The sequence below is a fragment of the Halomonas sp. 3D7M genome (assembly GCF_014897885.1).
In the GTDB taxonomy this organism is placed as follows: Bacteria; Pseudomonadota; Gammaproteobacteria; order Pseudomonadales; family Halomonadaceae; genus Vreelandella.
In genome coordinates this window covers 26,863-30,904 of record NZ_JABUZF010000179.1, presented here as the reverse complement: position 1 = coordinate 30,904, position 4,042 = coordinate 26,863, and the positions used below count along the sequence as shown (strand labels likewise).

The following is a 4,042-nucleotide window of genomic DNA, read 5'->3' as shown; positions in this document are numbered from 1 at the left end:
CAGCTTTTTCTCTCGACTTTTGCGCTGCTCTTGCAGTGTGCCCGAATTCTTGGGTCGAAATGGAGAAGACCACCGAAAGGGTTTTGCTAATAACCCCTTAGTCTTCATCAACACCACTACACTTTCTAGATACTTACTTATTATGTAAGCAGTATTGCCATTAGGGTATGCAATTTGGAGGTACTCGCAAGCTCTATTACAGATGGCAGGCGACATCTTAGTCACGTCCCTTGTTCCTGTTAACTCAATAAGCGCAACCTCAAGAGCCCTTACACAGTCAAGCATGCTTCTCGTCGTTTTTTTTCCTCGAAACACCTTGTAATGGACAACTAGTGCCTTGGCAAAATCCATAATTGGTGGCTGCATATATTCTTTATCTTTCTGACTCTGAACTCTTGATGATCCATATGCAGTAAAATTACAGCCTTGAATTCCTGAACTATGCCATGACTGCATATCCCACTGAATTCCTGCATGGACTCGATTATTAGAAACTCCCTTTGGCAAAGTAGCTTTTGCCCATGCGATAAAAGCATTGAGTTGATCAGCAGCGTTAAGGTGGCTAAGAGGCTTAAAATCGCTTACATTGCTCATGCGTCCCACCCAGCTGTACTGCCTGATTCAAGCAGTGCGTTGCAATCTAGAATAACTTTGCGGCACGCCAAAATAGCACGATCCCATAACACTCCGGTCGTTTTATCGATAGCAATGGTTTGCTCACGGCGGCGCTCGAGGCGTGCGAGTGCGGCTTTGTGATCAGCGTCCAAAAGAGGCTGAAACTTGCTGCATCCGTAGCAAGTAAATGGAGCGTCCAAATAGCAGACCGTATCAGCGCCACAGACGGCCAAATCCTCAATTTGGCGATCCAGTCGACCTCCATTTTTAGCTGAAGTACGGTCTGTCACAATGGTTCCAGTAAAAGCCCCCACAACCAGCGCGAGATGATCGCTCATCTTCTCGTCAATCAGTTTCATCAACTCTGGCGATACCGCTCTGTATTTACGGACGCTGTGTGTATTTGCATGCATAAATGCGCTAGCGATTGACCACTCATCCAAACCAGCATTCGAGAGATCGGTACCGAGCGTATGCCTAAAGCGATGACCTTTGCTAATTTTTAGTGGTTGCTGGGTACGCGGCGAGATGGGAAAACCAGGCATATTTTCAATGCGATACAACCACGTTCGTATGACCCCATCAGAAATATGAAATTGCAACTTTGGTTCTTGCTCCAGCAATCGTAAGTCAGGTAAATCAACTATTACAGGCACTGACTCTTTCCCTCGTCGCTGACCTACTAATCTTCGACGAAAAAGAGGTACATTATTAATTGCTTTGTACCAGTTGGCTCGCTCAGGATATTCCGCCTCAAGTCCCGCTAGAACAATTGACTTATAGGCTTGCACGGTATTATAAAGGTCTTCATCTAAGTTAAATATCTCTGACTTTGCTCTCCACCCTGCATCACCTCCTCTTTGCTTCGCCCAAAAAATTCGAATTTTGTAGCCATGATCGGATTTAATAAAGTCCTTAAAGACAAGTTCCCTCAATTGACAACCTCGCAACCCATAGATCATCGCTAGCCGCAAATAGAGGTAGTGCTCAGGATCTAAATTTTTGTGGCAGAACTGGTCATGCATCCACTGGAACAGTGCGTCTTGCTCTACTCGCGTGAATGGTCCTTCCTCGGGATCCAAACGTAGGACCACATCATTTTTTGATCGTTTCTTTCTCGGTAGCGCTTTATAAGTATCCAGCAAAGCTTGGGAGGGTCGCTTTTCAAGCGATTCACACGCTTGCCAAAACTCCATAAAACCTACCAATGAGGAAAACTCACCCACATTAAAACGCTCACGTAGATCGATCAGGTGATCCATATTTAGGGGCTCTAGATCTGCCTTTGCAGCGCGTGATAACACTGAAGTAACCTGTCCAATAGTTCCCTGTGCAACCTCCGTCATACGATAAGCTAAAGCAGCCTGTAACCAACGCTGCCAGTCAGGTGGAACACAAAGAATTGCGGCTTCCCAATTAACCCCTTGCCGGACCGACCGGTCAGGCCACCACAGCGGTTCAGAGGGAGTAAAAAACTCGCCACATTTGGCGAGTCTAGGTGTACTCAACCACTCATCCAGAGAGTCATGCGTCGGTGCTTCAAGAGCTGAAACTGCGATACTCATTCTTTGCGTCCCTTGAGAATTTCAGTCTCGACACTCTTTCTGATTGCCTTTAATTTATCCGAGCGTTTTTTCATAGCCTTATCTGCTTCTTCCTTCCAAAACTTCGCTCCGTAAAGCCCCGGCATGTTCGATTCAGGACTCCAACCAAACATCCAAGTGAGGGTCTTTTGAACTTGAGTTGTACGATCCTCTGGCGTGAACTTTTCAAGCTCTTCACGCATGCTTTCGAGCATGGTGTAGACCGCGTCATGCCTCAAAATATGAGGATGAATGTTAGCCAGCTCAGGCACTACTTTTCCGACCCGGGGGAAAACGCCATCCAGCGCTTTGATACTCAAAGGTTTACCTTCATTTCGCCTATGAGCTACTAGCAAAAACGGATGCTTTTTCGCCTGCGATGGGCCTGTATGGGTCTTTCTGTAGAGGTATTTTGACTCATATTCACTGATCGCCCAACATAGGTCATCGCCTAATTTCAATATGCGCTCGTGGGTTTTGAATTGTGGGGCCGTTGTGCGAGGGTCTATGTTTTCATCCAGAAGATTGACCACCTTAAGCTCAGGAATGTCCCAGCGAATATCTTTGGTCTTGATCAGAAGCATTTCAGAACGGCGCAATCCTAAATCGAGACCTAACAGCAAAATGATATAGTTACGAAGCTTAATTGCTTCATCTGCGAACGGGTTCTCGGCACTCTCCGGATGCATGACTTTCAACAGTCTATTCCGTTCCGAGGCTGTCAGCCCTTTCATATCGTCAATGCGCGTCTTTTTCCATCCCGGACTCGCGGCTTTAATCTTACGATTAAAACGCCGCTTAACATCGTCAATTGCCTCATCTCGCGTCAAGTAATCACCCAGCTTGTCGTACAGAAAAGCCAGGTAATCGCGTACTGCTTCAATACGCTGTTTCGCATGGACCTTACCAACCGGTTCGTATGCCGTTGGATGTAAGCGCATACCCGCATACTTTTTGGCCAAGGTTACTTTGTTGAATCCCGCGTCTGACACAAACCGAGAGATTTCACTGTCTGTCAGATACTGCGATCTGGGCCGCTGCTCCAGGCGGGAAATGAGATCGATGGATGAGAAAGCGAGGAAGTCCTCAAGTACGGCCAAGTGTTCAAGATACTTTTTGGTGGTTTCCAAAGCCTTGCCTGATAGCTCGAAGGTCACATACAGGTTTGGGTAATAGACGGGGATATGGTCTTGCACAAGCACCTTTCTTCGCGCAGCATTTACCACCTGCTCGATGACTTGATAACCCATATTGCTTCCTTCTTAAACGCGACTTTTTTAAGTATAGTAAAGAACAGGAATACAGAAAAGAAAAACTTAACTTTTTATTTTTCTGCTTTGAGCGTTCATTATCCCCCTCAAAGCCCCATGAAAACTGATTTAGAGGAAAGCTAGACCATGTCAAAAGGTGACAAAAAAGGTCAAACAGGTTCTTACGTATTCACCATGAACCGGGTTGGCAAAGTTGTGCCACCCAAAAAGCAAATTCTCAAGGATATTTCGCTATCGTTTTTCCCTGGCGCCAAAATTGGCGTACTGGGTTTGAACGGTTCCGGTAAATCCACACTGCTACGCATTATGGCTGGTGTCGATAAAGAGTTTGAAGGTGAAGCTCGTCCGATGCCTGGTATTAATGTGGGCTACCTGCCTCAGGAGCCACAGCTTGATGACGAAAAGAACGTTCGCGATACAGTAGAAGAGGCGCTAGGCGCCATTAAAGAAGCCCAGGAAAAACTGGATGCGGTGTATGCCGCGTATGCCGAGCCTGATGCGGATTTTGATGCCCTAGCAAGCGAACAAGCACGCCTTGAAAATATTATTGAAGCCGCCGATGCGCATAACCTT

General features: G+C 46.5%; 2 protein-coding genes and 2 pseudogenes (1 of these 4 cut by a window edge). 1 reads left to right on the top strand and 3 read right to left on the bottom strand.

Annotation, left to right across the window (positions count from 1 at the left end; genetic code table 11):
• The 3 genes and pseudogenes from INT22_RS20695 to INT22_RS10180 form a co-directional block, all read right to left on the bottom strand.
• A pseudogene (locus INT22_RS20695) lies at positions 1-594 on the bottom strand (hypothetical protein); the annotation flags it as partial.
• Positions 591-2,180 (bottom strand): site-specific integrase, encoded by a 1,590-nt coding sequence (locus INT22_RS10185; protein WP_193068165.1) that lies wholly within the window; start codon positions 2,178-2,180, stop codon positions 591-593. The gene INT22_RS10185 and the pseudogene INT22_RS20695, both read right to left, overlap by 4 nt.
• On the bottom strand, positions 2,177-3,448 hold the full coding sequence (locus tag INT22_RS10180; RefSeq protein ID WP_193068164.1) for a site-specific integrase: 1,272 nt from the start codon (positions 3,446-3,448) through the stop codon (positions 2,177-2,179). Before INT22_RS10180 ends, INT22_RS10185 begins: the two co-directional genes overlap by 4 nt.
• 147 nt (positions 3,449-3,595) lie before the next feature.
• Here INT22_RS10180 and ettA point away from each other — a divergent pair.
• Positions 3,596-4,042 (top strand): annotated as a pseudogene (gene ettA, locus INT22_RS10175) (energy-dependent translational throttle protein EttA); it runs 1,264 nt beyond the window's last position.

Bases quoted from the DNA above. Each gene is read 5' to 3' on its own strand.
- INT22_RS10180 (WP_193068164.1), bottom strand. From the start codon at position 3,448: ATGGGTTATCAAGTCATCGAGCAGGTGGTAAATGCTGCGCGAAGAAAG.
- INT22_RS10185 (WP_193068165.1), bottom strand. From the start codon at position 2,180: ATGAGTATCGCAGTTTCAGCTCTTGAAGCACCGACGCATGACTCTCTG.